The sequence below is a fragment of the Geodermatophilus sp. CPCC 205761 genome (assembly GCF_051383655.1).
Lineage (GTDB): Bacteria > Actinomycetota > Actinomycetes > Mycobacteriales > Geodermatophilaceae > Geodermatophilus.
Window position 1 is genome coordinate 82,644 of sequence record NZ_JALPKQ010000001.1, and the last position, 19,935, is coordinate 102,578.

A 19,935-nucleotide genomic window follows, 5' to 3' on the forward strand; every position below is an offset into this window, starting at 1 on the left:
TCGCCCCCGGCGGCGCGCGGATCCCGTTCCGGGCACGATGGACTCCGTGCCGCCGGGTCGTCCCGGCGCCACGCCGACCCGAGGGGGGACATGGGCCGCTACGTAGCGCGCCGTCTTCTGCTGACCATCCCGGTCCTGCTCGGCGCCTCATTCCTGATCTTCGCGCTCGTCTACGCCCTCCCCGGGGATCCGATCCGCGCCCTCGGCGGTGACCGGCCGCTCAGCCCCGCGGTGGTCGAGGAACTCACCCAGCGGTTCAACCTCGACGACCCGCTGTGGGTCCAGTACTGGGAGTACCTGAAGAACCTCCTCCAGGGCGACCTCGGCACCGACTTCCGCGGCCGGCCGGTCGCGGACACCATCGAGCGCACGCTGCCGGTCACGGTGCGGCTGACCGTCGTCGCCGTCGTGTTCGAGGTCGTCATCGGCATCATCGCCGGCGTGCTCGCCGGTCTCCGCCGGAACAGCTACTTCGACAACCTGGTGCTCGTCTCGACCACGCTGGTCGTCTCGGTCCCGATCCTGGTCCTGGCCTTCGTCGCCCAGCTGCTGTTCGGCCTGGAGCTGGGGTGGTTCCCCATCGCCGGCACCCGCGAGGGCTGGTACAGCTACGTGCTCCCCGGCCTGGTCCTGGCCGCGGGGTCGCTGGCCTACGTCGCCCGGCTCACCCGGACGAGCCTCGCGGAGAACATGCGGGCCGACTACGTGCGGACGGCGAGGGCGAAGGGGCTGCCCCGGCGCACGGTCGTGGTCCGGCACACCCTCCGCAACAGCCTCATCCCGGTGGTGACCTTCATCGGGGCCGACATCGGAACCCTGCTGGGCGGGGCCATCGTCACCGAGTCGGTCTTCAACCTCCCCGGCGTCGGCCGCGAGGTCTTCGACGCCATCCGCTCCCAGGAGGGGGCGGTGGTCGTCGGCATCGTCACCCTGCTGGTCTTCTTCTTCATCTTCTTCAACCTGGTGGTGGACGTGCTCTACGCCGTCCTCGACCCGAGGATCCGCTATGACTGAGCCCAGTCGCCGGTCCGACCAGCAGCTGGCCGACCTCCGGCACGACGAGGTGGAGGCCGGCACCACCACCGGTCTGGCCTCGCCCTCCGTCGACGTGACCAGTGCCCGGCAGAACAGCCTGTGGAGCGACGCCTGGCGCGACCTGCGACGCAACCCGCTGTTCTGGATCGGGGCGGTGCTCGGCGTCGTCTTCCTGGTGATGGCGGTGTTCCCGCGGGCGTTCACCCGGGGTGCCGACCCGCGCGCCTGCGACCTGGCCAACTCGGCCGAGCCGCCGTCGGCGGACCACTGGTTCGGCTACGACCAGCAGGGCTGCGACTACCTGGCGAACGTGGTGTCCGGGGCCCGCAACTCGCTGATCATCGGCTTGCTCGCGGTGACGGTCATCCTGCTGCTCGGCGTGCTCGCCGGCGCCGTCTCCGGCTTCTTCGGCGGGGTCACCGACGGCGTCCTCTCCCGGATCGCCGACATCTTCTACGGCCTGCCGCTGATCCTCGGCGCGCTGGTCGTGCTCCGCAGCGGCACCCTGGGCCGCGGCGTCGTCGCCGTGGCCATCGCCCTGGCCGCGTTCAGCTGGATGACCGCGATGCGGCTGGTCCGCTCACAGGTGATCGCGGTGAAGAGCTCCGACTACGTGGCCTCGGCCCGCGCCATGGGGGCCTCCAACCGGCGGATCCTGCTGCGGCACATCCTGCCCAACGCCGTCGCGCCGGTCCTGGTCTACACGACGATCACCATCGGTGTCCTCATCGCCGCCGAGGCGACCCTGACCTACCTGGGCGTCGGTCTCCAGCGGCCGGCGATCTCCTGGGGGCTGCAGATCGAGGCCGGCCAGTCGCTGCTGCGCTCGGCGCCGCACCTGGTGCTCTTCCCCAGCGTGATCCTGACCCTGACCGTGATGGCGTTCGTCATGATGGGCGACGCCCTGCGGGACGCACTCGACCCGAGGCAGCGCGCATGACCCGACCCGGCCCCTCCGCCCCCCTCGTCGCCCCCGGCGCCGGTCCGACCGTCCTCGAGGTCGACGACCTGCACGTCGAGTTCCGCACCCGCAGCGGTGTGGTCAACGCCGTCAACGGGGTGAGCTACCGCCTCGCCGAGGGCGAGACGTTGGCGATCCTCGGCGAGTCGGGCTCCGGCAAGTCGGTCTCGGCGCAGGCCATCATGGGGATCCTCGACACCCCACCGGCGGTCATCAGCGGCGGCGGAATCCACTTCGCGGGCCGCAACATCCTCGAGATGTCGGAGGAGGAGCAGCGCAAGGTCCGCGGCCCCGGCATCTCCATGATCTTCCAGGACGCCCTGTCGTCGCTGAACCCCGTGTACAGCGTCGGCTTCCAGATCGGCGAGATGTTCCGCGCGCACCGCGGCGCCTCCCGCAAGGAGGCCAAGCAGAAGGCCATCGAGCTGATGGACCGGGTGCGGATCCCGGCGGCCCGGTCCCGGGTCAACGACTACCCGCACCAGTTCTCCGGCGGCATGCGGCAGCGGGTCATGATCGCGATGGCGATCGCCCTCGACCCGCGGGTCCTCATCGCGGACGAGCCGACGACCGCGCTCGACGTCACCGTGCAGGCGCAGGTCATGGACCTGCTCAAGGACCTGCAGCGGGAGACGGGGATGGGCCTCATCCTCATCACGCACGACCTCGGCGTGGTCAACGAGGTGGCCGACAACGTGGTGGTCATGTACGCGGGGAAGATCGTCGAGCGCGGCACGGTGGACGACGTCTTCACCAACGCCGCCCACCCCTACACCGACGGGCTCATGAGCTCGGTGCCCCAGGTGGAGGCCAAGGGTGGCCGGCTGCAGCCGATCGCCGGCCAGCCACCGAACCTGGCGGCGATCCCGTCCGGGTGCTCGTTCCACCCGCGCTGCTCGCGTCGCCGGCTGGGGGCGGCCGCCGCCCCGGGCCGCGAGTGCGCCACCGACGTCCCCCCGCTGCGGCTGGTCCTCCCGGGCCGCGAGGCGGCCTGCCACTACAGCGAGGAGTTGCTGGGTGTCTGATCTCCCGACCTCGTCCGCCTCGTCGCTGCGCGGCGCCCTCGGCGAGACCCTGCTCGAGATCCGGGGTCTCAAGAAGCACTTCCCGCTCACCCAGGGCGTCGTCTTCAAGCGGACGGTCGGCCACGTCCAGGCGGTGGACGGCGTCGACCTGACGTTGCGCCGCGGCGAGACCGTCGGCCTGGTCGGCGAGTCCGGCTGCGGCAAGTCGACGGTGTCCAAGCTGCTCGTCGCGCTGGAGAAGCCCACCGACGGCCAGATCCTGTTCAAGGGCAAGGACCTCGCCAGGATGTCCGGCCGGGCACTCAAGGACTACCGGCGCGAGGTCCAGATCATCTTCCAGGACCCCTACGCGTCGCTGAACCCGCGGATGACCGTCGGGGACATCGTCGCCGAGGGCTGGTCGGTGCACGCCGACGTCGCGCCGAAGAAGGGCCGCCTGCAGCGCACCCAGGAGCTGCTGGACCGCGTCGGCCTCAACCCCGACTACGTCAACCGCTACCCGCACCAGTTCTCCGGCGGCCAGCGGCAGCGCATCGGCATCGCCCGCGCCCTCGCCCTGCGCCCCGAGGTCATCGTCTGCGACGAGCCGGTGTCCGCCCTCGACGTCTCGGTGCAGGCACAGGTGGTCAACCTGCTCGAGGACCTGCAGGACGAGTTCGGCCTCTCCTACCTCTTCATCGCGCACGACCTGTCCGTGGTTCGGCACATCTCCGACCGCGTGGCGGTGATGTACCTGGGCAGGATCGTGGAGGAGGGCACCGACGTCGAGGTCTACACCGCCCCGTCGCACCCCTACACGCAGGCGCTGCTGTCGTCGGTGCCCCTGCACGAGCCGGCGCTGCGCGGGCAGAAGGACCGGATCCTGCTGCAGGGGGACGTGCCGAGCCCGGCCAACCCGCCGTCGGGCTGCCGGTTCCGCACCCGCTGCTGGAAGGCCCAGGACGTCTGCGCCGAGGAGGTCCCGGCGCTGGTCGACCGCGGCCAGGGCCACCCGTCGGCCTGCCACTTCGCCGAGGCCCGCGCGGTGGTCCCGGTCGACGTGGAGTAGGAGGCGCGTCGCCGGCCCGGCCGCGGTACCCGCGACAATGTCCCCCGTGACCGCTGAACGACGGCTGCTGCTGGTGCACGCCCACCCCGACGACGAGACGATCAACAACGGCGCGACGATGGCGCGCTACGTCGACGAGGGGGTCGCGGTCACCCTGCTCACCTGCACGCTGGGAGAGGAGGGCGAGGTCCTGGTCCCCGACCTCGAGCTGCTGGCCGTCGACCACGCCGACCAGCTGGGCGGGTACCGGATCGGCGAGCTGCAGGCGGCCATGGCGGCCCTGGGCGTCAGCGACTGGCGGTTCCTCGGCGGGCCGGGCCGCTACCGGGACTCCGGGATGATGGGGACGCCGGCCAACGACCGGCCCCGCGCCTTCTGGAACGCCGACCTCGACGAGGCGGTCGCGCACGCCGTCGCCGTCGTCCGGGAGGTGCGGCCGCAGGTGGTCGTCACCTACGACGAGCACGGCGGTTACGGCCACCCCGACCACATCCAGGCCCACCGCGTCGCCATGGGCGCCGTCGAGGCCGCCGCCGACCCGGGGTACCGCCCGGACCTCGGCCCGGCGTGGGACGTCGCCAAGGTCTACTGGTGCTGCATGCCGCGCTCGGTGCTGCGCGAGGGCATCGCGGCGATGGCCGCGCTGGGGGAGGAGTCCCCGTTCGACTCGCTCGGCGACATCGAGGAGGTGCCGTTCGCCGTCCCCGACGAGCTGGTCACCGCCGCGGTGGACGGCCGGCCGCAGGCCGGGCGCAAGGACGCCGCGATGCGGGCGCACGCCACCCAGATCACCGTCGACGGCCCGTTCTTCGCCCTGTCCAACAACCTCGGCCTCGAGGTCATGGGCGTCGAGTACTACCGCCTCGTGCGCGGCGAGCGCGGACCCGCCGGCGGGGCCCCCAACGGCTGGGAGGACGACCTGTTCGCCGGTCTGACCGGATGAGCCGGAGCCCCTGGGCGCGTGCCGGGGCGGGGCTGCTGGTCGTGGTGATCGCGGTGGAGCTGGCGCTGGTCGAGGTGTTCTGGCTGCCGCTGCGCGTGCTGGGCGTGCTCGTTCCGGTGTCGGTCGTCGCCGCCGTCGCCGGCAACCTGCTGCTGGTGTCGCTGGCCGCCCGGCTCACCGGGTCGCGGGTCGCCGCGGCGCTGCCGGCGCTGGTCTGGCTCGTCGTCGCGGTGGCGGGCAGCATCCGCCGTCCCGAGGGGGACCTGCTCATCACCGGCGGCGGCGTCGCCGGCTTCGTCAACCTGGCGTTCCTGCTCTGCGGTGTGGTCGCCGCGGCCTTCGCCGTCGGCAAGGCGATGGCCGCGCCGCCGGTCAGCCGGGGGCGTACCGGTAGTGGTAGCGGTGGTGCTCGATGAACCCGGCGCTGCGGTAGAACGCGCGGGCGGGCGCGTTGGACGACGTGACCTGCAGGTACACCCACGCGGCTCCGCGCTCGGCGGCCCAGCGCTGCAGCGCCGCCATGACGGCGGTGGCCAGGCCCCTCCGGCGGTGCTCCTCGGCGACGGTCACCGCGGTGACGCCCAGCCAGTCCCCGGTGACCACGCCGCGGGCGACGGCGGCCAGCGGCGCCGGTCCGGGGTCGAGGCGCACGGAGGCGAAGACGACGTCGTCGGCGTTGGTCAGCACCGCGCGGGCGGTGGGCGGCAGCGGGCGGCCGCGGTGGTGGTAGCCGGCCAGCCAGGCGTCGTCCGGCTCGGGGGCGAGCGCGACGGGGACGCCGCCGTCCGGCGGAGGGGTCAGCGGTGCGGTGAGCACCAGGACGTCCTCGTCGCGGTCCCAGCCGGCGGCGGCGAGGGCGGCGTCGGCGGCCCGGGCCTGGCGGCCGGGCAGCTGGGCGCAGGGCCGCAGGTCCCGGTCGCGGTACCAGGTGGCGACGGCGTCGACGGCGTCCGCCAGGGGCAGGCCGGGATCGCCGACGACGAGCACGGAGTTGGCCCGCCCGGTGAAGCCCCCGCCGGCGCGCAGCAGCCAGTCGCCGAGCGCCGCCTCCTCGGTGCCGCGCCACCCCCGCGCGGCGATCCGCTCCAGGCCCGCGACGTCCAGGGGTGAGCGGCTCTGTCCCATGCCGCGATCCTGCGCCGGTGCCCCCCGTCCTCACCCGCGCGGGTCCCCGCGCCGACCCGTCGCACCCACGACCAGCGCGACGCGCCATACTGAGCACCGGAACAACCGGCCTGGCCCCGGCCAGAGCCCGAGCCTGCGCGTCCCCGGGAGGGATCCACCGTGACCTACGTCATCACCCAGGCCTGCGTCGACGTCCTCGACAAGGCGTGCATCGACGAGTGTCCGGTGGACTGCATCTACGAGGGCGACCGGATGCTCTACATCCATCCCGACGAGTGCGTCGACTGCGGTGCCTGCGAGCCGGTGTGCCCCGTGGAGGCCATCTACTACGAGGACGACGTCCCGGACAAGTGGAAGGACTTCTACAACGCCAACGTGGAGTTCTTCTCCGACCTCGGCAGCCCCGGCGGTGCGGCGAAGACCGGCAAGATCGGCAAGGACCACCCGCTGGTCGCCGCTCTGCCGCCGCAGGCGGAAGGGCACTGACGACCACCGTCGCGGGGACGGCGGCCGGCCGGCTGCCCGACTTCCCCTGGGACTCCCTGGCCGCGGCGCGGGCGAAGGCGGCCCGGCACGCGGGCGGCGTGGTCGACCTCTCCATCGGGACGCCGGTCGACGACACCCCTGAGGTGCTCGCCGACGCCCTCGCCGGCGCGGGCAACGCACCGGGGTACCCGACCGCCCTCGGCACCGCCGAGCTGCGCACCGCCGCGGCCGGCTGGCTGCAGCGACGGCTGGGCGTGCACGTGGCGGACCCGCTCGGCACCGACCCCTCGGTCATCCCGACCGTGGGCTCCAAGGAACTGGTCGCGCTGCTGCCCACGCTGCTGGGCCTGCGCGGCGGCGGGAGCGTCGTCCTCCCCGAGGTCGCCTACCCCACCTACGAGGTCGGGGCGGTGCTGGCCGGGCTCAAGGTGCGCCGCACCGACACCCCGCCGGACGACGCCACCGGCATCGTGCTCGCCTGGCTCAACTCGCCGGGCAACCCGCACGGCCGCGTGCTCACCGACGACCAGCTGCGGCGCTGGGTGGCGTGGGGCCGGGCGCACGGCATCCCGGTCGTCGCCGACGAGTGCTACGTGACCCTCGGCTGGGACGTGACGCCGCGGTCGATCCTCCACCCGGAGGTCGCCGGGGAGGACCACAGCGGCCTGCTGGCCGTGCACTCGCTGTCCAAGCAGTCCACCGCCGCCGGCTACCGGGCCGGGCTGCTCTCGGGTGACCCGGAGCTGGTCCGCCAGGTCTGGGAGGTGCGCCGCCACGTCGGCCTGCTGGTGCCGGGCCCGGTCCAGGTGGCGATGACCGCCGGGCTGGCCGACGACGCGCACATCGACGTGCAGCGGGAGCGCTACCGCGCCCGGCGCGACAAGCTGGCCGCCGCGGTGCGCCGGGCCGGCGCCCGCATCGACCACTCCGAGGCCGGGCTCTACCTCTGGGTCACCCGCGACGAGGACTGCTGGACGACGATCGACTGGCTGGCCGGCCTGGGCATCGTCGCCGCCCCGGGGTCGTTCTACGGCCCCGCGGGCGTCCGGCACGTGCGCCTGGCCCTCACCGCCACCGACGAGCGGATCGCCGCCGCGGTCGAGCGCCTGGCGGGATGAACCCTGTCGTCCCTCCCGCGCTGGTCGCGGCGATGGGCGACCTGCACGGCGACGCCGGACGGAACTGGTGTGCCGGGCTGCCCGACGCGGTGCGGCGTGCGGCGCGCCGGTGGGAGGTGACGGTCGGTCCGCCGTACCCGGCCACCTACCACTGGGTGGCGCCGGCGGTGCGGGCCGACGGGGCCGCCGTCGTCCTCAAGCTGGGCCTGGCCGGGGACCTCGCGGAGGAGGCGGCCGTCCTCGGCGCCTGGCGCGGTCACGGCGCGGTGCGGGTGCTGGCGTACGAGCCGGACGACGGCGGGACGGCGGCGCTGCTGGTGCGGGCCGCCGTCCCGGGCAGCGACCTGTGCACCCTGCCCGACGAGCAGGCCCTCCCGGTGCTGGCAGCGGTCGCCCGCCGGCTGCACGACAGCGGCGCGGCCCGGCCCGAGGGCGTCCCGGACAGCCGCCGGCGGGTGCCGCTGCTGCGCGCCGGTCACCCGCTCGTGCCGGCGACGGTCACCGGCGCCGCCGCCGACGTCCTCGAGGGGCTGCTGGCCACCGCGGCGCCGCCGGTGCTGTGCCACGGGGACCTGCACTCGGCCAACGTGCTCCGCGACGGGGACGGCTGGGTGGCGATCGACCCGCACGGCGTCTGGGGCGAGCCCGCGCTGGACGCCGGCACGGCGCTGCACAACCCGGTGCGGCCGTGGGCGTCGGTCCCCGGGCTGCCGGACCTGCTGGCCCGTCGGGTGGCCCTGCTCGCCGAGGGCCTGGGCGTGCCGGCCGCGCGGGTCCGCGACTGGGGCCTGGTGAGCGCCGCCGTCGGGGCGGTGTGGACGGCGGAGGACCACGGCCGGCGCGACGACGACGCCGTCGCGCTGGTCGCCGCGCTCAGCGCGCTCGACGCCTACGCGCTCGGGGCCGGCGCCCTCGGGTGAGGTCAGCCGCAGGGCAGGTCGTCGACGTCGATCGCGGCCGTGAGTTCGACGGCCATGCCCTCGTGCTTCTGGTAGGCCTCGGGGAAGCCGCTGCGCTGCACGATCTGGGCGGCGTCGGTGAGCCGGCGGGTCTCCCAGCCGGGCACGCGCACCAGCCCGTCGTAGAACTTCCCGGCCGCGTAGACCGGGTCCTGCACCTGCGCTTCGGTGCCCCAGCCCTGCGACGGACGCTGCTGGAACAGCCCGAGGGAGTCCCGGTCCCCGTAGGCCAGGTTGCGCAGGCCCGACTCCTGCATGGCCGTGGCCAGGGCGATGACGACGGCCCGCTCGGGCAGCCCGCGGTCGTGGCCGACCCGGGCGATCGCCCGGGCGTTGGCGATCTGCTCAGGGGTGAGCTGCACGCCGGTCGCGGGCAGGGTGCACTCCGCGGTCACGGTGGCGGTGTCCTCCGGGTCGTTCGTCGTCGTGAGCGCCACGAGCGCGACCACGGCCACCACCACCGCGAGCCAGGCCCAGGACGCCAGGTCCCGGCGGCGGTTGCGCCGCCCCGGCGACGGGCGGCGCGCCGACGGCCGTCGACGGCGGTGCGGACGGCGGGCCGAGGAGGGGCGCCGGGCCGCCGTCCGCCGGACCGGGCGGGCCGCGGTCGCACTCCGTCCACTGCTCATCACCGCCGACTCTAGGTGCCGGTGCCGCGAGGACCGTGGTGTCGCGGCCGAGGTGTCCGTCGCTAGGGTGCCTCCGCCCGTCACCTGTGAGGAGACCGATGAGCGACGTCCTGCTGCCCGGCATCACCGCCACCCGCGTGCCCACGCCGCGGCTGACGCAGAACGTCCTGCAGCCGGCCGGCACCGACCCGGCCGGCCCGGGCGAGGCGGTGCTGTTCGTGCACGGCAACGTCAGCTCCGCGCTGTTCTGGCAGCAGCCGATGCTGGCGCTCGCGGAGACCGGGCGGGTGCGGCCGCTCGCCGTCGACCTGCGCGGGTACGGCGACACCGATCCGCTGCCCATCGACGCCCGGCGCGGCGTGCGCGACTGGGCCGACGACGTCGCGGCGCTCGTGGAGGCGCTCGGCCTGGAGCGGGTGCACCTGGTCGGCTGGAGCATGGGTGCGGGTGTGGTGCTGCAGTACCTGCTCGACCACCCGGAGCGGGTCGCCTCGGTGGCGCTGGTCGCGCCGATCTCCCCGTACGGCTTCGGCGGCACGGCCGGCCCCGAGGGACGGCGGCTCTCCGACGAGGGCGCCGGCGCGGGCGGGGGCGCGGCCAACCCCGCGTTCGTGGCCGCCCTGGCCGCCGGCGACACCAGCGCGGACGAGCCGACCAGCCCGCGGTCGATCCTGCGGGCCTTCTACGTCGCGCCCGGCTCGCTGCCGATCGACCCGCAGCTGGAGGACCTCTTCGTCGCGTCGATGCTCAGCACCCGCACCGGCGAGGACCACTACCCCGGCGACGCCGCCACCTGCGGCACCTGGCCCGGCATCGCGCCGGGGGAGCGCGGGGTGCTCAACACGATGGCGCCGACGGTCTTCGACCTCAGCGGGGTCGTCGACCTGGCCCAGAAGCCGCCGGTGCTGTGGATCCGCGGGGACGCCGACGCCATCGTCTCGGACGCGTCGATGTTCGACCTGGCGCAGCTCGGGGCGCTGGGCGCGGTGCCGGGCTGGCCGGGGGAGGAGGTCTGCCCGCCGCAGCCGATGGTCGCCCAGACGCGCGCGGTGCTGGACCGCTACGCGGCGAGCGGCGGCGCCTACCGCGAGGTCGTGCTGCCCGGCGTCGGCCACTCCCCGCACGTGGAGCGCCCGCAGGAGTTCGTCGTCGCGCTGCTCGAGCACCTGAGCTCCCCGGCGGCCGCGCCGTCGAACACCCCGGAGACGCCCGGGCCGGGGGACCTGGGCTGATCCGGCCGGGCCTCAGGCCCCGGCGGGCACCGGCGGCAGCTCGGCCAGGCCCGGCGCCAGGCGGTCGTCGGTCACGTCCTCGTCGGTCATGCGCCCGGTCAGGTACGCCTCGTACGCCGCCAGGTCGAAGTGGCCGTGCCCGCACAGCGCCGTGAGGATCACCTTCTCCTCGCCGGACTCACGGCACGCCTGTGCCTCGCGCAGGCAGGCGGCGAGCGCGTGCGACGGTTCCGGCGCCGGGACGATGCCCTCGGTGCGGGCGAAGCGCACGGCGGCCGCGAAGCACTCGGTCTGCGGCAGCGCGAGCGCCTCCACCAGCCCCAGCTCGTAGACGTGCGAGAGCAGCGGGGACATCCCGTGGTAGCGCAGCCCGCCGGCGTGGATGGGGTCGGGGATGAACCGGTGGCCGAGCGTGTGCATCTTCAGCAGCGGGGTCATGCCCGCGGTGTCGCCGAAGTCGTAGGCGTACACCCCGCGGGTCAGCGACGGGCAGGACGCCGGCTCGACCGCCCGGATCGTCGGGGACATCCGGCCGGCCAGCTTCTCGCGCAGGAACGGGAAGGCGAGGCCGCCGAAGTTGGAGCCGCCCCCGGTACAGCCGACGATGACGTCCGGACGCTCGTCGACGGCGGCCAGCTGGAGCAGCGCCTCCTCGCCGATGACGGTCTGGTGCAGCAGGACGTGGTTGAGCACGCTGCCCAGGGCGTAGCGGGTCTGCGGGTCCTGCGCGGCGACCTCCACCGCCTCGCTGATCGCGATCCCGAGCGACCCGGGGTGCTGCGGGTCCTCGGCCCGGACGTCGCGGCCGGCGGCCGTGAGCTCCGAGGGCGAGCGGTGCACGGTCGCCCCGAAGGTCTCCATCATGACCCGCCGGTAGGGCTTCTGGTCGTACGAGGCGCCGACCATCCACACCTCGCACTCGAGGTCGAACAGCGCGCTGGCGAAGGCCAGCGCGGTGCCCCACTGCCCGGCGCCGGTCTCGGTCGTCAGCTTCCGCACGCCGGCCTTCGCGTTGTAGTAGGCCTGCGGAACGGCGGTGTTCGGCTTGTGCGAGCCGGCCGGTGAGACGCCCTCGTACTTGTAGTAGATGCGGGCGGGCGTGCCGAGGGCCTTCTCCAGCCGGCGCGCGCGGTACAGCGGCGAGGGCCGCCACAGCCGGTAGACGTCGAGCACCTCGCCGGGGATGTCGACGAAGCGCTCGGCGGTGACCTCCTGCGCGATGAGGTCCATCGGGAAGAGCGGGGCCAGGTCGTCGGGGCCCACGGGCTGCATCGTCCCCGGGTGCAGCGGGGGTGGCGGTGGGCTGGGCAGGTCCGGGACGACGTTGTACCACTGCGTCGGCAGCTGGGACTCGTCGAGCTGGATCTTGGTCCGCGTCTCGGTCACCGTCGTCTCCTCCGACTCGGTCCGCGCACGAGTGCGGGCGAGCGTAGTGCCGGACGCCGTCGGTTTCCGCGGAAACCGACGGGGCTCGGTCCACCCCGGACTTTCGGCGCGGAAAGTCCGGTAGCCGTAGGCGTCGGTTTCCGCGGAAACCGACGGGGCTCGGTCCACCCGGGGGAGTCCGGGAGGTGTTCAGTTCTTGTGGAGCTCCGCGTTCAGCGCGCCCCAGTCGCCGTCGCGGGGCAGGGCCTCCAGCGCGCCGCTGACGCTGTTGCGCCGGAACAGCAGCCCGTCCCGGCCGGAGAGCTCCGCGGCCTTGACCACCGAGCCGTCGGGGAGGGTGACCCGGGAGCCGGCCGTCACGTAGCAGCCGGCCTCGACCACGCACCGGTCGCCGAGGGAGATCCCGACGCCGGCGTTGGCGCCCAGGAGGCAGCCCGAGCCGATCGAGATGACCTCCTTCCCGCCACCGGAGAGGGTGCCCATGATCGACGCGCCGCCGCCCACGTCGCTGTCGGCCCCGACGACGACGCCGGCGCTGATCCGGCCCTCCACCATCGACGGGCCGAGCGTCCCGGCGTTGAAGTTGACGAAGCCCTCGTGCATGACCGTCGTCCCCTCGGCCAGGTGCGCACCGAGCCGCACCCGGTCGCCGTCGGCGACCCGCACGCCCGAGGGGATGACGTAGTCGACCATCCGCGGGAACTTGTCGACGCCGAACACGGTGACGTGGCCCAGTGCCGCCCGGAGCCGGTGGACGTTGAAGGTCGCCGCCTCGACCGGGCCGGCGCTGGTCCAGGCGACGTTGGTGAGCAGCCCGAAGACCCCGGTCATGTCGGCACCGTGCGGGCGGATCAGCCGGTGCGAGAGGAGGTGCAGCCGCAGCCAGACGTCGTGGGTGTCGACCGGCGGCGCGGACAGGTCGGGGATGACGGTGCGGACGGCGATCACCTCGACCCCGCGGGCCTCGTCGCGGCGCACCAGGCCGCCGTAGTCGGGGCCCAGCTCCCCGGAGAGCTCGAGTGCCCCGAGCCGGCTGGTCCCAGCCTTGGCGCCCTCGGGCGCACCGAGCCGGGGCTCGGGATACCAGGTGTCGAGCACCGTGCCCGAGGGGGTCACGGTGGCCAGACCGGCGGCGACGGCGGAGAGCGGGGCGGTGTCGGTCACGGCGACGACGCTACCGAGGGCGGGACGACGGCGTGCCCGGCGGCCCGCGGGGTGAACGTCGGGTGACCGGTCGGTGCCCTGGCGCGCTGCGGCGGCCGGGCGCGACCGCCGCCCGTAGGCTCGGCTGCCGTGAGTGCCGCGCTCGATCTGTCCGCCGACGTCCTGACGCTGACCCGGGCGCTGGTCGACACCCCGTCGGTGTCGGGCACCGAGGAGGCGCTGGCCGACGCGGTGGAGACGGCGCTGCGCGGGCTCGGCGGCCTGGAGGTCGAGCGGGTCGGCAACGCCGTGCTGGCCCGCACCAGCCTCGACCGGCCCAGCCGGGTGGTGCTGGCCGGCCACCTGGACACGGTGCCGATCGCCGACAACGTGCCCAGCCGGCTAGACGAGGAGTCCGGCCGCCTCTACGGCTGCGGCACCAGCGACATGAAGGCCGGCGACGCGGTGATGCTCCGGCTGGCCGCGCGGTTCGGCGTCCCCGGTGCGGAGCCGGCGCACGACCTCACGTTCGTCTTCTACGACAACGAGGAGGTCGAGGCGGTCAAGAACGGCCTCGGCCGGGTGGCGCGGGAGCGCCGCGGTTGGCTGTACGGCGACCTGGCGGTCCTGCTGGAGCCGACCGACGGCGAGATCGAGGCCGGCTGCCAGGGCACCCTGCGGGCGGTGCTCGAGGTGCCCGGACGGCGGGCGCACAGTGCGCGCGGCTGGCTGGGCGTGAACGCGATCCACGGTGCCGCCGACATCCTCACCACACTGGCCCGGTACCGGGCCCGCGAGGTCGAGATCGACGGCTGCACGTACCGCGAGGGCCTCAACGCCGTCCGGGTCGAGGGCGGGGTCGCCGGCAACGTCATCCCGGACCGGTGCGCGGTGACGGTGAACTTCCGCTACGCGCCGGACCGGGACGAGGACGCCGCCGAGGCGCACGTCCGCGAGGTGTTCGCCGGCGCGCTGGCGGCCGGCGTGACGCTGACCGTCGTCGACAACGCCGGCGGTGCGCTGCCCGGGCTGGCCGAGCCCGCGGCCGCCGCGTTCGTCGCCGCCGTCGGCCGGCCGGCGCGGGCCAAGCTCGGCTGGACCGACGTCGCCCGGTTCGCGGCCTTCGGCATCCCCGCCGTCAACTACGGGCCCGGCGACCCGCAGCTCGCCCACACCCGCGAGGAGCACGTCGTCGTCGACCGGCTGCAGCCGGCCGAGGACGCGCTCGTCGCCTATCTCTCGACGCCCACCGGAGGAAGCGCCGCATGACGACCACCCCTGAGCCCGCGACCGGCCGCAAGCCGCGGCCCACCCGGCACCGCGGCCCGGTCATGCTGCGCGGCGGCGAGCCGGACCCGCGCACCCAGGGGACGACGACCGATGCCCGGCTGCTCGACCGCCGCGGCCCCACCGACTGGGTGCACACCGACCCGTGGCGGGTCCTCCGGATCCAGAGCGAGTTCGTCGAGGGCTTCGGCCTGCTCGCCGAGCTGCCGCGCGCGGTCAGCGTCTTCGGCAGCGCGCGCACGCCCCGCGACCACCCCCACTACGAGTCCGGCGTCCGGATCGGCGCGGCGCTGGCCGACGCCGGGTACGCGGTCATCACCGGCGGCGGTCCCGGGGCGATGGAGGCGGCCAACCGCGGCGCCTCGGAGGCCGGCGGGCTGTCCGTCGGGCTGGGCATCGAGCTGCCGTTCGAGCAGGAGCTCAACGAGTGGGTGGACGTCGGCATCGCGTTCCGCTACTTCTTCGTGCGCAAGACGATGTTCGTGAAGTACGCCCAGGCGTTCGTGATCCTCCCCGGCGGCTTCGGCACCCTCGACGAGCTGTTCGAGGCGCTCACCCTGGTGCAGACCCGCAAGGTCACCCGGTTCCCCGTCGTCCTCTTCGGGTCGGAGTACTGGACGGGGCTGGTCGACTGGATCCGCGGCACGATGGTCCCGGCTGCCACCATCCGGGAGAGCGACCTGGACCTGTTCACCGTGACCGACGACGTCGACGAGGTGGTCCGGGTCATCCAGGAGGCCGAGGCCGGCCGCGTGGCCGGCGACGCCGGCGGTGGGATGCGGTCGCTGCCGGTCGACACCGCGCCCAGCGACGCCTGAGCCGTGCTCTCCGCCGTCGTCTTCGTCGTCACCGTCCTGGTCGTGGGGGCCCTGGTCTTCCTCGGCGGGTCGCTGCTGCTCGGGCGCGGGGAGACCCGGCCACCGGCCGATCCGGACCACTCGCCGGTGGAGCTGCCCGAGGACCGGCCGGTCACCGCGGACGACGTCCGCGGGCTGCGGCTCTCGGTGACCGTCCGCGGCTACCGGATGACCGAGGTGGACTGGCTGCTGGAGCAGCTCGCCCGGACGCTGGAGGAGCGCGACGCGGAGCTGGCCGCGCTGCGCGGCCGGGTGGACGCCGGTGGCCCGGGCGACGCGCCGTCCGGCCCGAGCGGGCGGCACGCGCGTGCCTGAGCTGGTCGAGACCGTCGACGTCGACGCGCCACCCGAGCGGGTGTGGGCCGCGCTCACCGACTGGACGCGGCAGGGCGAGTGGATGCTCCTCACCGACGTGGAGACCGTCGGCGACACCGTGGCGGGCGTGGGTGCCCGGTTGGCCGCCCGCACCGGCGTCCCCTGGCGCCGCGGCCGGCACCTCGGGGTCCTGGACACGATGGTCGTCACCGAGTGGGACCCCCCGCGGCGCGTGGTCGTCCAGCACACCGGCCGGATCGTGCGCGGCCCCGGCATCTTCGTCGTCACGCCGCGGGGCGAGCACGCGACCCTGGAGTGGACCGAGCGGCTGTACCTGCCCTTCGGCGTGCTGGGCCGGCTGGGCTGGCCGCTGGTGCGCCCGGTCATGGTGATCGGGGTGCGCCGCTCGCTGCGCCGGTTCGCCGCGTTCGCCGCGACGCACCCCGGCTGAGCGCGACGGGCCTGGTCAGGCCGGCCCCCGCGGCCCAGACTGGAGCCATGACCGAGCGCGCCGGCGGGCCCTTCGACCTCAGCCTCGAGGAGTTCGACCGCCTCGTCCGGGTACCCGAGGAGGTCCGTGAGGAGTGGGTGCCCGTGGTGCCGCCCGTCGTGCCCGACCCGTCCACCTGGCTCGCGGCCGGCGGCGGCGGGGGAGCGGACGCCGGCGGCTGCGACGGTGACTGAGCAGCACAGCGGGTGACCGCGGCGCGGATCCGGGCGGAGCTGGCGGCGGCCGCCGACCCCGAGCGGGCCGCCGGGATGGCCCGCTACTTCCAGGTCCGGCCCGGCGGGTACGGGGAGGGTGACCGGTTCCTCGGTATCGGCGTGCCCGCGCAGCGGCGGATCGCGCGGCGGCACGCGGCCACCACGCCCCTGGAGGACGTCGAGGCGCTGCTCGCCAGCCCGCTGCACGAGGAGCGGCTGACCGCCCTGTTCGTGCTGGTGCAGCGCTTCGGCACGGCCGACGTCGGCGAGCGGCAGCGGATCGTCGACCTCTACCTGCGCTGCCGGGCGCACGTCTCCAACTGGGACCTGGTCGACGCCTCGGCGCCGTACCTCCTCGGTCCCTGGCTGATCGACCGGGACCGCGCCGTGCTGGACGAGTTGGCGGCCTCGCCGTCGGTGTGGGACCGCCGGATCGCGGTGATGGCGACCTTCGCCCTCATCCGCGCCGGGGAGTTCGCGCCGACGCTGCACCTGGCCGACCGGTTGCTCGACGACCCGCACGACCTCGTGCACAAGGCGGTCGGCTGGATGCTGCGCGAGATCGGCGACCGCGACCGCGCCCTGGCCGAGGAGTTCCTCGCGTCCCGCTACCGGCGGATGCCGCGGACGATGCTGCGCTACGCGATCGAGAAGTTCCCGCCCGAGCGGCGCCGCGGCTACCTCGCCGGGACGGTCTGACCTCAGCGGCGCCGGGAGCGGACGAACTCCAGGGCCTCGCGGGCCAGCGGCAGGTCGGAGGCGGGATCGCCGTCCGGCAGGGTGACCCACTCGCGGTACGGCTGCCCCTTGCCGTTGCCGAACGGCGCCCCGGTGCCCGCGGCCAGCAGCGCCTCGACCCGCGTGCCCGGCAGCTTGAGCACCAGCGCGCCCTGCACGAGCATCGCGAAGATCGAGCCGCCGGCCCGCAGCGTGGCCGAGCCGAAGCGGCGACCGCCGTCGGCGTCGGGCGGCGTCACCCCGGGGTCGTCGGCGAGGGCGTCGACGAGGGCGGTGAAGCGGTCCTGTGCGTCCACCCGCCCATGTCAGCGGTCCAGGTGCCGGTGCACAAGCCCGGCCGGGCGGACGCGCGGCTGACGTACCAGCGTCAGGCGCGCTCGGTGGCCAGCCGGGCGCCGAAGCCGAGCAGCGCGCAGCCGGTCAGCGCGTCGAGCGCGCGGCGGAGCGGTCGCCGGGAGAGCACCGCGCGGGCCCGGTCCAGCCCGGCGACCAGCAGCAGCAGCCAGCCCAGCCCCAGGACGGCGTGGGTGAGCGCGAACGCCGCCAGCACCGGCACCGTGGCACCCGGGCCGAGGAACTGCGGCAGCACCGCGAGGTAGAAGGCGAGCACCTTCGGGTTGGTGATGTTGGAGACGAGGCCCTGCCGCCAGCCGGCCAGCGCCTGCCCGGTGGGGGCGTCTCCGGCCGACAGCGCCGGGTAGCGGCCGCGCACGGCCGAGCGCAGCGCCTGCACGCCGAGCCATCCGAGGTAGGCCACGCCGGCCCAGCGGATCGCCTGGAACACCGGCTCGACCCGCACGACGACGGCGGCCAGCCCTGCGGCCGCTGCGACGCCCTGCACCACGTTGGACGAGGTGATGCCGAGCGCGGCCCAGGCACCGCGGCGCCGCCCGCCGGAGAGCGTGTTGGTCACGACCACCGCGAAGTCCGGCCCCGGCACGAGGACCAGCACCGCGGCGAAGAGGACGAAGCCGCCGTACCCCGACATGAGCCCACCGTAGGACGTCGGTGGGCTCGGGCAGGATGTCCGCCGTGAGGTCGTGCAGCGCAGCGCGTCGGCAGCGATGAGCCGGAAGGGCTGGGCGCTGTTCCTGGCGATGTCGGTGATCTGGGGTGTCCCGTACCTGCTCATCAAGGTGGCGGTCGGCGAGCTCTCCCCGGTCATGGTGGTCTTCGGCCGCTGCCTCCTCGGCGCGGCGCTGCTGCTGCCGTGGACGGTCGCCCGCGGCCAGCTGCGCCCGGCGCTGCGGTACTGGAAGCCGCTGCTGCTGTTCACCGTGCTGGAGATGACCGGCCCCTGGCTGCTGCTCTCCTACGCCGAGCAGACGCTGTCGAGCTCGCTGACCGGGCTGCTGGTGGCCGGCGTCCCCTTCGTCGCCGCGCTGGCCGGCCGGCTGGCGGGCGACGAGGAGCGGCTCACACCGGTGCGGCTGGCCGGCATGGGCCTGGGCGTCGTCGGCATCGCCGTCCTGCTGGGCCTCGACGTCGAGGGGCTGGCCCTGCTGCCGCTGCTGGCGGTGGCGCTGGTCGTCGTCGGTTACGCCACCGCTCCGCTGATCGTCAGCCGGGCGCTGCCCGACGTGCCCGGGGTGGCGGCCAGCGCGATCGCGCTCACCGTCACCGGTGTCGTCTACGCACCGTTCGCCGTCCCCCGGCTGGGCTCGGCGGTGCGGGCTCCCGCCGACGCGCTGCTGTCGGTGCTCACCCTCGGAGTGCTGTGCACCGCGGTCGCCCTGGCGCTGTTCTTCGCGCTGATCCGCGAGGTCGGTCCGCAGCGGGCGCTGGTCATCACGTTCCTCAACCCGGCGGTCGCGGTGCTGCTGGGCGTGCTGCTGCTCGACGAGCCGTTCACCCTCGGCCTCGCCGTCGGGCTGCCGGTCATCGTCCTGGGCTGCGCGCTGGCCACCCGGCGCAGCCCCGTGCGCACCGACCGCTGCGAGCTGTCCGACGTCGACGCCGCCGTCCCCTGACCCCGGCGGCCGGTCAGCCCAGCCGGCGCAGCTGCGGCGGGGGTAGCGGTGCGACGGGGCGGAGGGAGGTCGCCGGCGCGGCCACCGGACGACCGTAGGGGTGTCGGTGCCCCCGGCTAGCGTTCCGCGCCGTGGACCGCATCAGGTGTGAATGGGGGGACAGCGCCCCCGAGTACGTCGTCTACCACGACGAGGAGTGGGGCACCCCGCTGCACGGCGACGACGCCCTGTTCGAGCGGCTCTGCCTGGAGGCGTTCCAGTCGGGGCTGTCGTGGATCACCATCCTGCGCAAGCGCCCGGCGTTCCGGACCGCGTTCGCCGGGTTCTCGATCGACGCGGTCGCCGAGTTCACCGAGGAGGACGAGGCCCGGCTGATGGCCGACGCGGGCATCGTCCGGAACCGGGCCAAGATCCGGGCGTCGATCGCCAACGCCCGGGCCGCGCAGCAGGTGCCGGAGGGGCTCGACGCGCTGCTGTGGTCGTTCGCACCGCCCGGTCCGCGGCCCCGTCCGGCGTCGCTGGCCGACGTCCCGGCGACCAGCCCCGAGTCCACGGCGATGGCCAAGGAGCTCAGGCGCCGCGGCTTCGTCTTCGTCGGCCCGACGACCGCTTACGCGCTCATGCAGGCCACGGGGATGGTCGACGACCACGTCGCCGACTGCTTCCGGGCGGGCCCCTGAGGGGGCTCGTGTTGGAACCCTGCCGCGGATACGGGATCATGGGACCGGAGCTGAGCATCGACGAACGCCACACCACGACCGGCCCGGTCGTGGGTGGCCGGTGAAGGAGGCACGCATGGCGGCCATGAAGCCGCGCACTGGTGAAGGTCCCCTGGAGGTCACCAAGGAGGGGCGCGGCCTGGTCATGCGCGTACCGCTCGAAGGCGGCGGTCGCCTGGTCGTCGAGCTGTCGCCCGACGAGGCCGCGGCCCTCTCCGAGGCACTGAAGGGCGCGACCAGCTGAACACCGCAGC

The 19,935-nt window shown here is 74.6% G+C and carries 25 protein-coding genes; 19 read left to right on the forward strand and 6 right to left on the reverse strand.

The features are described from left to right. Nucleotides 1–90 precede the first annotated feature (90 nt). Genes MY526_RS00400 through MY526_RS00425 form a run of 6 tightly spaced genes read left to right on the forward strand, consistent with a single transcriptional unit; the run spans nucleotide 91 to nucleotide 5,428 of the window. Complete coding sequence (locus MY526_RS00400) at nucleotides 91–1,014, forward strand: ABC transporter permease (RefSeq protein WP_436689826.1); 924 nt, start codon at nucleotides 91–93, stop codon at nucleotides 1,012–1,014. Next, nucleotides 1,007–1,975, forward strand: coding sequence for an ABC transporter permease (locus MY526_RS00405; RefSeq protein ID WP_436689828.1), 969 nt, complete (start codon nucleotides 1,007–1,009; stop codon nucleotides 1,973–1,975). Before MY526_RS00400 ends, MY526_RS00405 begins: the two co-directional genes overlap by 8 nt. Continuing rightward, nucleotides 1,972–3,021: an ABC transporter ATP-binding protein gene (locus MY526_RS00410; protein WP_436689830.1), complete on the forward strand. Its 1,050-nt coding sequence runs from the start codon at nucleotides 1,972–1,974 to the stop codon at nucleotides 3,019–3,021. The genes MY526_RS00405 and MY526_RS00410 overlap by 4 nt, the downstream gene beginning before the upstream one ends. Next, a complete protein-coding gene (locus MY526_RS00415) occupies nucleotides 3,014–4,069 on the forward strand; it encodes an ABC transporter ATP-binding protein (protein WP_436689832.1) in 1,056 nt (351 codons plus the stop codon). Before MY526_RS00410 ends, MY526_RS00415 begins: the two co-directional genes overlap by 8 nt. A 37-nt stretch (nucleotides 4,070–4,106) precedes the next feature. Then, on the forward strand, nucleotides 4,107–5,012 hold the full coding sequence (gene mshB / locus MY526_RS00420; RefSeq protein WP_436702954.1) for an N-acetyl-1-D-myo-inositol-2-amino-2-deoxy-alpha-D-glucopyranoside deacetylase: 906 nt from the start codon (nucleotides 4,107–4,109) through the stop codon (nucleotides 5,010–5,012). After that, entirely contained in the window at nucleotides 5,009–5,428 is a 420-nt protein-coding gene (locus MY526_RS00425) for a hypothetical protein (RefSeq protein WP_436689836.1), read from the forward strand. The genes mshB and MY526_RS00425 overlap by 4 nt, the downstream gene beginning before the upstream one ends. Here the strand turns inward: MY526_RS00425 and MY526_RS00430 are convergent. Beyond that, entirely contained in the window at nucleotides 5,385–6,137 is a 753-nt protein-coding gene (locus MY526_RS00430; protein ID WP_436689838.1) for a GNAT family N-acetyltransferase, read from the reverse strand. The two genes, MY526_RS00425 and MY526_RS00430, sit on opposite strands and share 44 nt — an antisense overlap. A gap of 159 nt (nucleotides 6,138–6,296) precedes the next feature. On the opposite strand from MY526_RS00430, the gene fdxA reads away from it, so the two are divergent. The 3 genes from fdxA to MY526_RS00445 are packed head-to-tail and all read left to right on the forward strand — an operon-like array spanning nucleotide 6,297 to nucleotide 8,661. Then, nucleotides 6,297–6,623 (forward strand): ferredoxin, encoded by a 327-nt coding sequence (fdxA, locus tag MY526_RS00435; RefSeq protein WP_436689840.1) that lies wholly within the window; start codon nucleotides 6,297–6,299, stop codon nucleotides 6,621–6,623. 32 nt (nucleotides 6,624–6,655) lie between these two features. Next, complete coding sequence (gene dapC / locus MY526_RS00440; RefSeq protein ID WP_436703071.1) at nucleotides 6,656–7,741, forward strand: succinyldiaminopimelate transaminase; 1,086 nt, start codon at nucleotides 6,656–6,658, stop codon at nucleotides 7,739–7,741. Continuing rightward, the gene (locus tag MY526_RS00445; protein WP_436702955.1) at nucleotides 7,738–8,661 is read left to right on the forward strand and encodes an aminoglycoside phosphotransferase family protein; all 924 of its coding nucleotides are present in this window, start codon (nucleotides 7,738–7,740) and stop codon (nucleotides 8,659–8,661) included. The genes dapC and MY526_RS00445 overlap by 4 nt, the downstream gene beginning before the upstream one ends. A 2-nt stretch (nucleotides 8,662–8,663) precedes the next feature. On the opposite strand, the gene MY526_RS00450 is transcribed toward MY526_RS00445, so the two are convergent. Beyond that, entirely contained in the window at nucleotides 8,664–9,329 is a 666-nt protein-coding gene (locus MY526_RS00450) for a hypothetical protein (protein WP_436689843.1), read from the reverse strand. A 98-nt stretch (nucleotides 9,330–9,427) separates the two neighbouring features. On the opposite strand from MY526_RS00450, the gene MY526_RS00455 reads away from it, so the two are divergent. Continuing rightward, complete coding sequence (locus MY526_RS00455; RefSeq protein ID WP_436702956.1) at nucleotides 9,428–10,561, forward strand: alpha/beta fold hydrolase; 1,134 nt, start codon at nucleotides 9,428–9,430, stop codon at nucleotides 10,559–10,561. Between the two features lie 12 nt (nucleotides 10,562–10,573). Here the strand turns inward: MY526_RS00455 and MY526_RS00460 are convergent, their stop codons facing one another. Together MY526_RS00460 and dapD are read right to left on the reverse strand one after the other, a co-directional pair. Then, on the reverse strand, nucleotides 10,574–11,947 hold the full coding sequence (locus MY526_RS00460; protein ID WP_436689847.1) for a TrpB-like pyridoxal phosphate-dependent enzyme: 1,374 nt from the start codon (nucleotides 11,945–11,947) through the stop codon (nucleotides 10,574–10,576). A gap of 189 nt (nucleotides 11,948–12,136) precedes the next feature. Next, a complete protein-coding gene (dapD, locus tag MY526_RS00465; protein WP_436689849.1) occupies nucleotides 12,137–13,111 on the reverse strand; it encodes a 2,3,4,5-tetrahydropyridine-2,6-dicarboxylate N-succinyltransferase in 975 nt (324 codons plus the stop codon). A gap of 129 nt (nucleotides 13,112–13,240) precedes the next feature. Here dapD and dapE point away from each other — a divergent pair, with 129 nt between their 5' ends. Genes dapE through MY526_RS00495 form a run of 6 tightly spaced genes read left to right on the forward strand, consistent with a single transcriptional unit; the run spans nucleotide 13,241 to nucleotide 16,953 of the window. Next, nucleotides 13,241–14,359: a succinyl-diaminopimelate desuccinylase gene (gene dapE / locus MY526_RS00470; RefSeq protein ID WP_436689851.1), complete on the forward strand. Its 1,119-nt coding sequence runs from the start codon at nucleotides 13,241–13,243 to the stop codon at nucleotides 14,357–14,359. Continuing rightward, entirely contained in the window at nucleotides 14,356–15,195 is an 840-nt protein-coding gene (locus MY526_RS00475) for a TIGR00730 family Rossman fold protein (RefSeq protein ID WP_436702957.1), read from the forward strand. The genes dapE and MY526_RS00475 overlap by 4 nt, the downstream gene beginning before the upstream one ends. A gap of 3 nt (nucleotides 15,196–15,198) precedes the next feature. Continuing rightward, on the forward strand, nucleotides 15,199–15,549 hold the full coding sequence (locus MY526_RS00480) for a DivIVA domain-containing protein (RefSeq protein ID WP_436689855.1): 351 nt from the start codon (nucleotides 15,199–15,201) through the stop codon (nucleotides 15,547–15,549). Then, nucleotides 15,542–16,000 carry an SRPBCC family protein gene (locus tag MY526_RS00485; RefSeq protein WP_436689857.1) on the forward strand — a complete coding sequence of 153 codons (459 nt, stop codon included), beginning with the start codon at nucleotides 15,542–15,544 and terminating at the stop codon, nucleotides 15,998–16,000. The genes MY526_RS00480 and MY526_RS00485 overlap by 8 nt, the downstream gene beginning before the upstream one ends. Nucleotides 16,001–16,047: 47 nt before the next feature. Further along, nucleotides 16,048–16,233 (forward strand): hypothetical protein, encoded by a 186-nt coding sequence (locus MY526_RS00490; RefSeq protein ID WP_436689859.1) that lies wholly within the window; start codon nucleotides 16,048–16,050, stop codon nucleotides 16,231–16,233. 12 nt (nucleotides 16,234–16,245) lie between these two features. Further along, nucleotides 16,246–16,953, forward strand: a complete 708-nt coding sequence (locus MY526_RS00495; RefSeq protein ID WP_436689861.1) for a DNA alkylation repair protein — start codon at nucleotides 16,246–16,248, stop codon at nucleotides 16,951–16,953. Nucleotides 16,954–16,955: 2 nt separating this feature from the next. On the opposite strand, the gene MY526_RS00500 is transcribed toward MY526_RS00495, so the two are convergent. Together MY526_RS00500 and MY526_RS00505 are read right to left on the reverse strand one after the other, a co-directional pair. After that, nucleotides 16,956–17,288, reverse strand: a complete 333-nt coding sequence (locus tag MY526_RS00500) for a hypothetical protein (protein WP_436689863.1) — start codon at nucleotides 17,286–17,288, stop codon at nucleotides 16,956–16,958. Between the two features lie 71 nt (nucleotides 17,289–17,359). After that, the gene (locus MY526_RS00505) at nucleotides 17,360–17,980 is read right to left on the reverse strand and encodes a LysE family translocator (RefSeq protein WP_436689865.1); all 621 of its coding nucleotides are present in this window, start codon (nucleotides 17,978–17,980) and stop codon (nucleotides 17,360–17,362) included. A gap of 52 nt (nucleotides 17,981–18,032) precedes the next feature. Between MY526_RS00505 and MY526_RS00510 the strand changes: the two genes are divergently transcribed. The 3 genes from MY526_RS00510 (at nucleotide 18,033) to MY526_RS00520 (ending at nucleotide 19,925) form a co-directional block, all read left to right on the forward strand. Then, complete coding sequence (locus tag MY526_RS00510) at nucleotides 18,033–18,962, forward strand: DMT family transporter (RefSeq protein WP_436702959.1); 930 nt, start codon at nucleotides 18,033–18,035, stop codon at nucleotides 18,960–18,962. 131 nt (nucleotides 18,963–19,093) lie between these two features. Further along, nucleotides 19,094–19,642, forward strand: a complete 549-nt coding sequence (locus tag MY526_RS00515) for a DNA-3-methyladenine glycosylase I (RefSeq protein ID WP_436689869.1) — start codon at nucleotides 19,094–19,096, stop codon at nucleotides 19,640–19,642. A 115-nt stretch (nucleotides 19,643–19,757) separates the two neighbouring features. After that, nucleotides 19,758–19,925 (forward strand): DUF3117 domain-containing protein, encoded by a 168-nt coding sequence (locus MY526_RS00520; protein WP_012947303.1) that lies wholly within the window; start codon nucleotides 19,758–19,760, stop codon nucleotides 19,923–19,925. Nucleotides 19,926–19,935 lie beyond the last annotated feature (10 nt).

Coding starts and splice junctions, on each gene's coding strand:
- MY526_RS00400 (WP_436689826.1), top strand. CDS start 91: ATGGGCCGCTACGTAGCGCGCCGTCTTCTGCTGACCATCCCGGTCCTG.
- MY526_RS00450 (WP_436689843.1), bottom strand. CDS start 9,329: ATGAGCAGTGGACGGAGTGCGACCGCGGCCCGCCCGGTCCGGCGGACG.
- MY526_RS00505 (WP_436689865.1), bottom strand. CDS start 17,980: ATGTCGGGGTACGGCGGCTTCGTCCTCTTCGCCGCGGTGCTGGTCCTC.
- MY526_RS00455 (WP_436702956.1), top strand. CDS start 9,428: ATGAGCGACGTCCTGCTGCCCGGCATCACCGCCACCCGCGTGCCCACG.
- MY526_RS00445 (WP_436702955.1), top strand. CDS start 7,738: ATGAACCCTGTCGTCCCTCCCGCGCTGGTCGCGGCGATGGGCGACCTG.
- MY526_RS00520 (WP_012947303.1), top strand. CDS start 19,758: ATGGCGGCCATGAAGCCGCGCACTGGTGAAGGTCCCCTGGAGGTCACC.
- MY526_RS00410 (WP_436689830.1), top strand. CDS start 1,972: ATGACCCGACCCGGCCCCTCCGCCCCCCTCGTCGCCCCCGGCGCCGGT.
- MY526_RS00430 (WP_436689838.1), bottom strand. CDS start 6,137: ATGGGACAGAGCCGCTCACCCCTGGACGTCGCGGGCCTGGAGCGGATC.
- mshB (WP_436702954.1), top strand. CDS start 4,107: ATGTCCCCCGTGACCGCTGAACGACGGCTGCTGCTGGTGCACGCCCAC.
- MY526_RS00405 (WP_436689828.1), top strand. CDS start 1,007: ATGACTGAGCCCAGTCGCCGGTCCGACCAGCAGCTGGCCGACCTCCGG.
- MY526_RS00475 (WP_436702957.1), top strand. CDS start 14,356: ATGACGACCACCCCTGAGCCCGCGACCGGCCGCAAGCCGCGGCCCACC.
- MY526_RS00490 (WP_436689859.1), top strand. CDS start 16,048: ATGACCGAGCGCGCCGGCGGGCCCTTCGACCTCAGCCTCGAGGAGTTC.
- MY526_RS00425 (WP_436689836.1), top strand. CDS start 5,009: ATGAGCCGGAGCCCCTGGGCGCGTGCCGGGGCGGGGCTGCTGGTCGTG.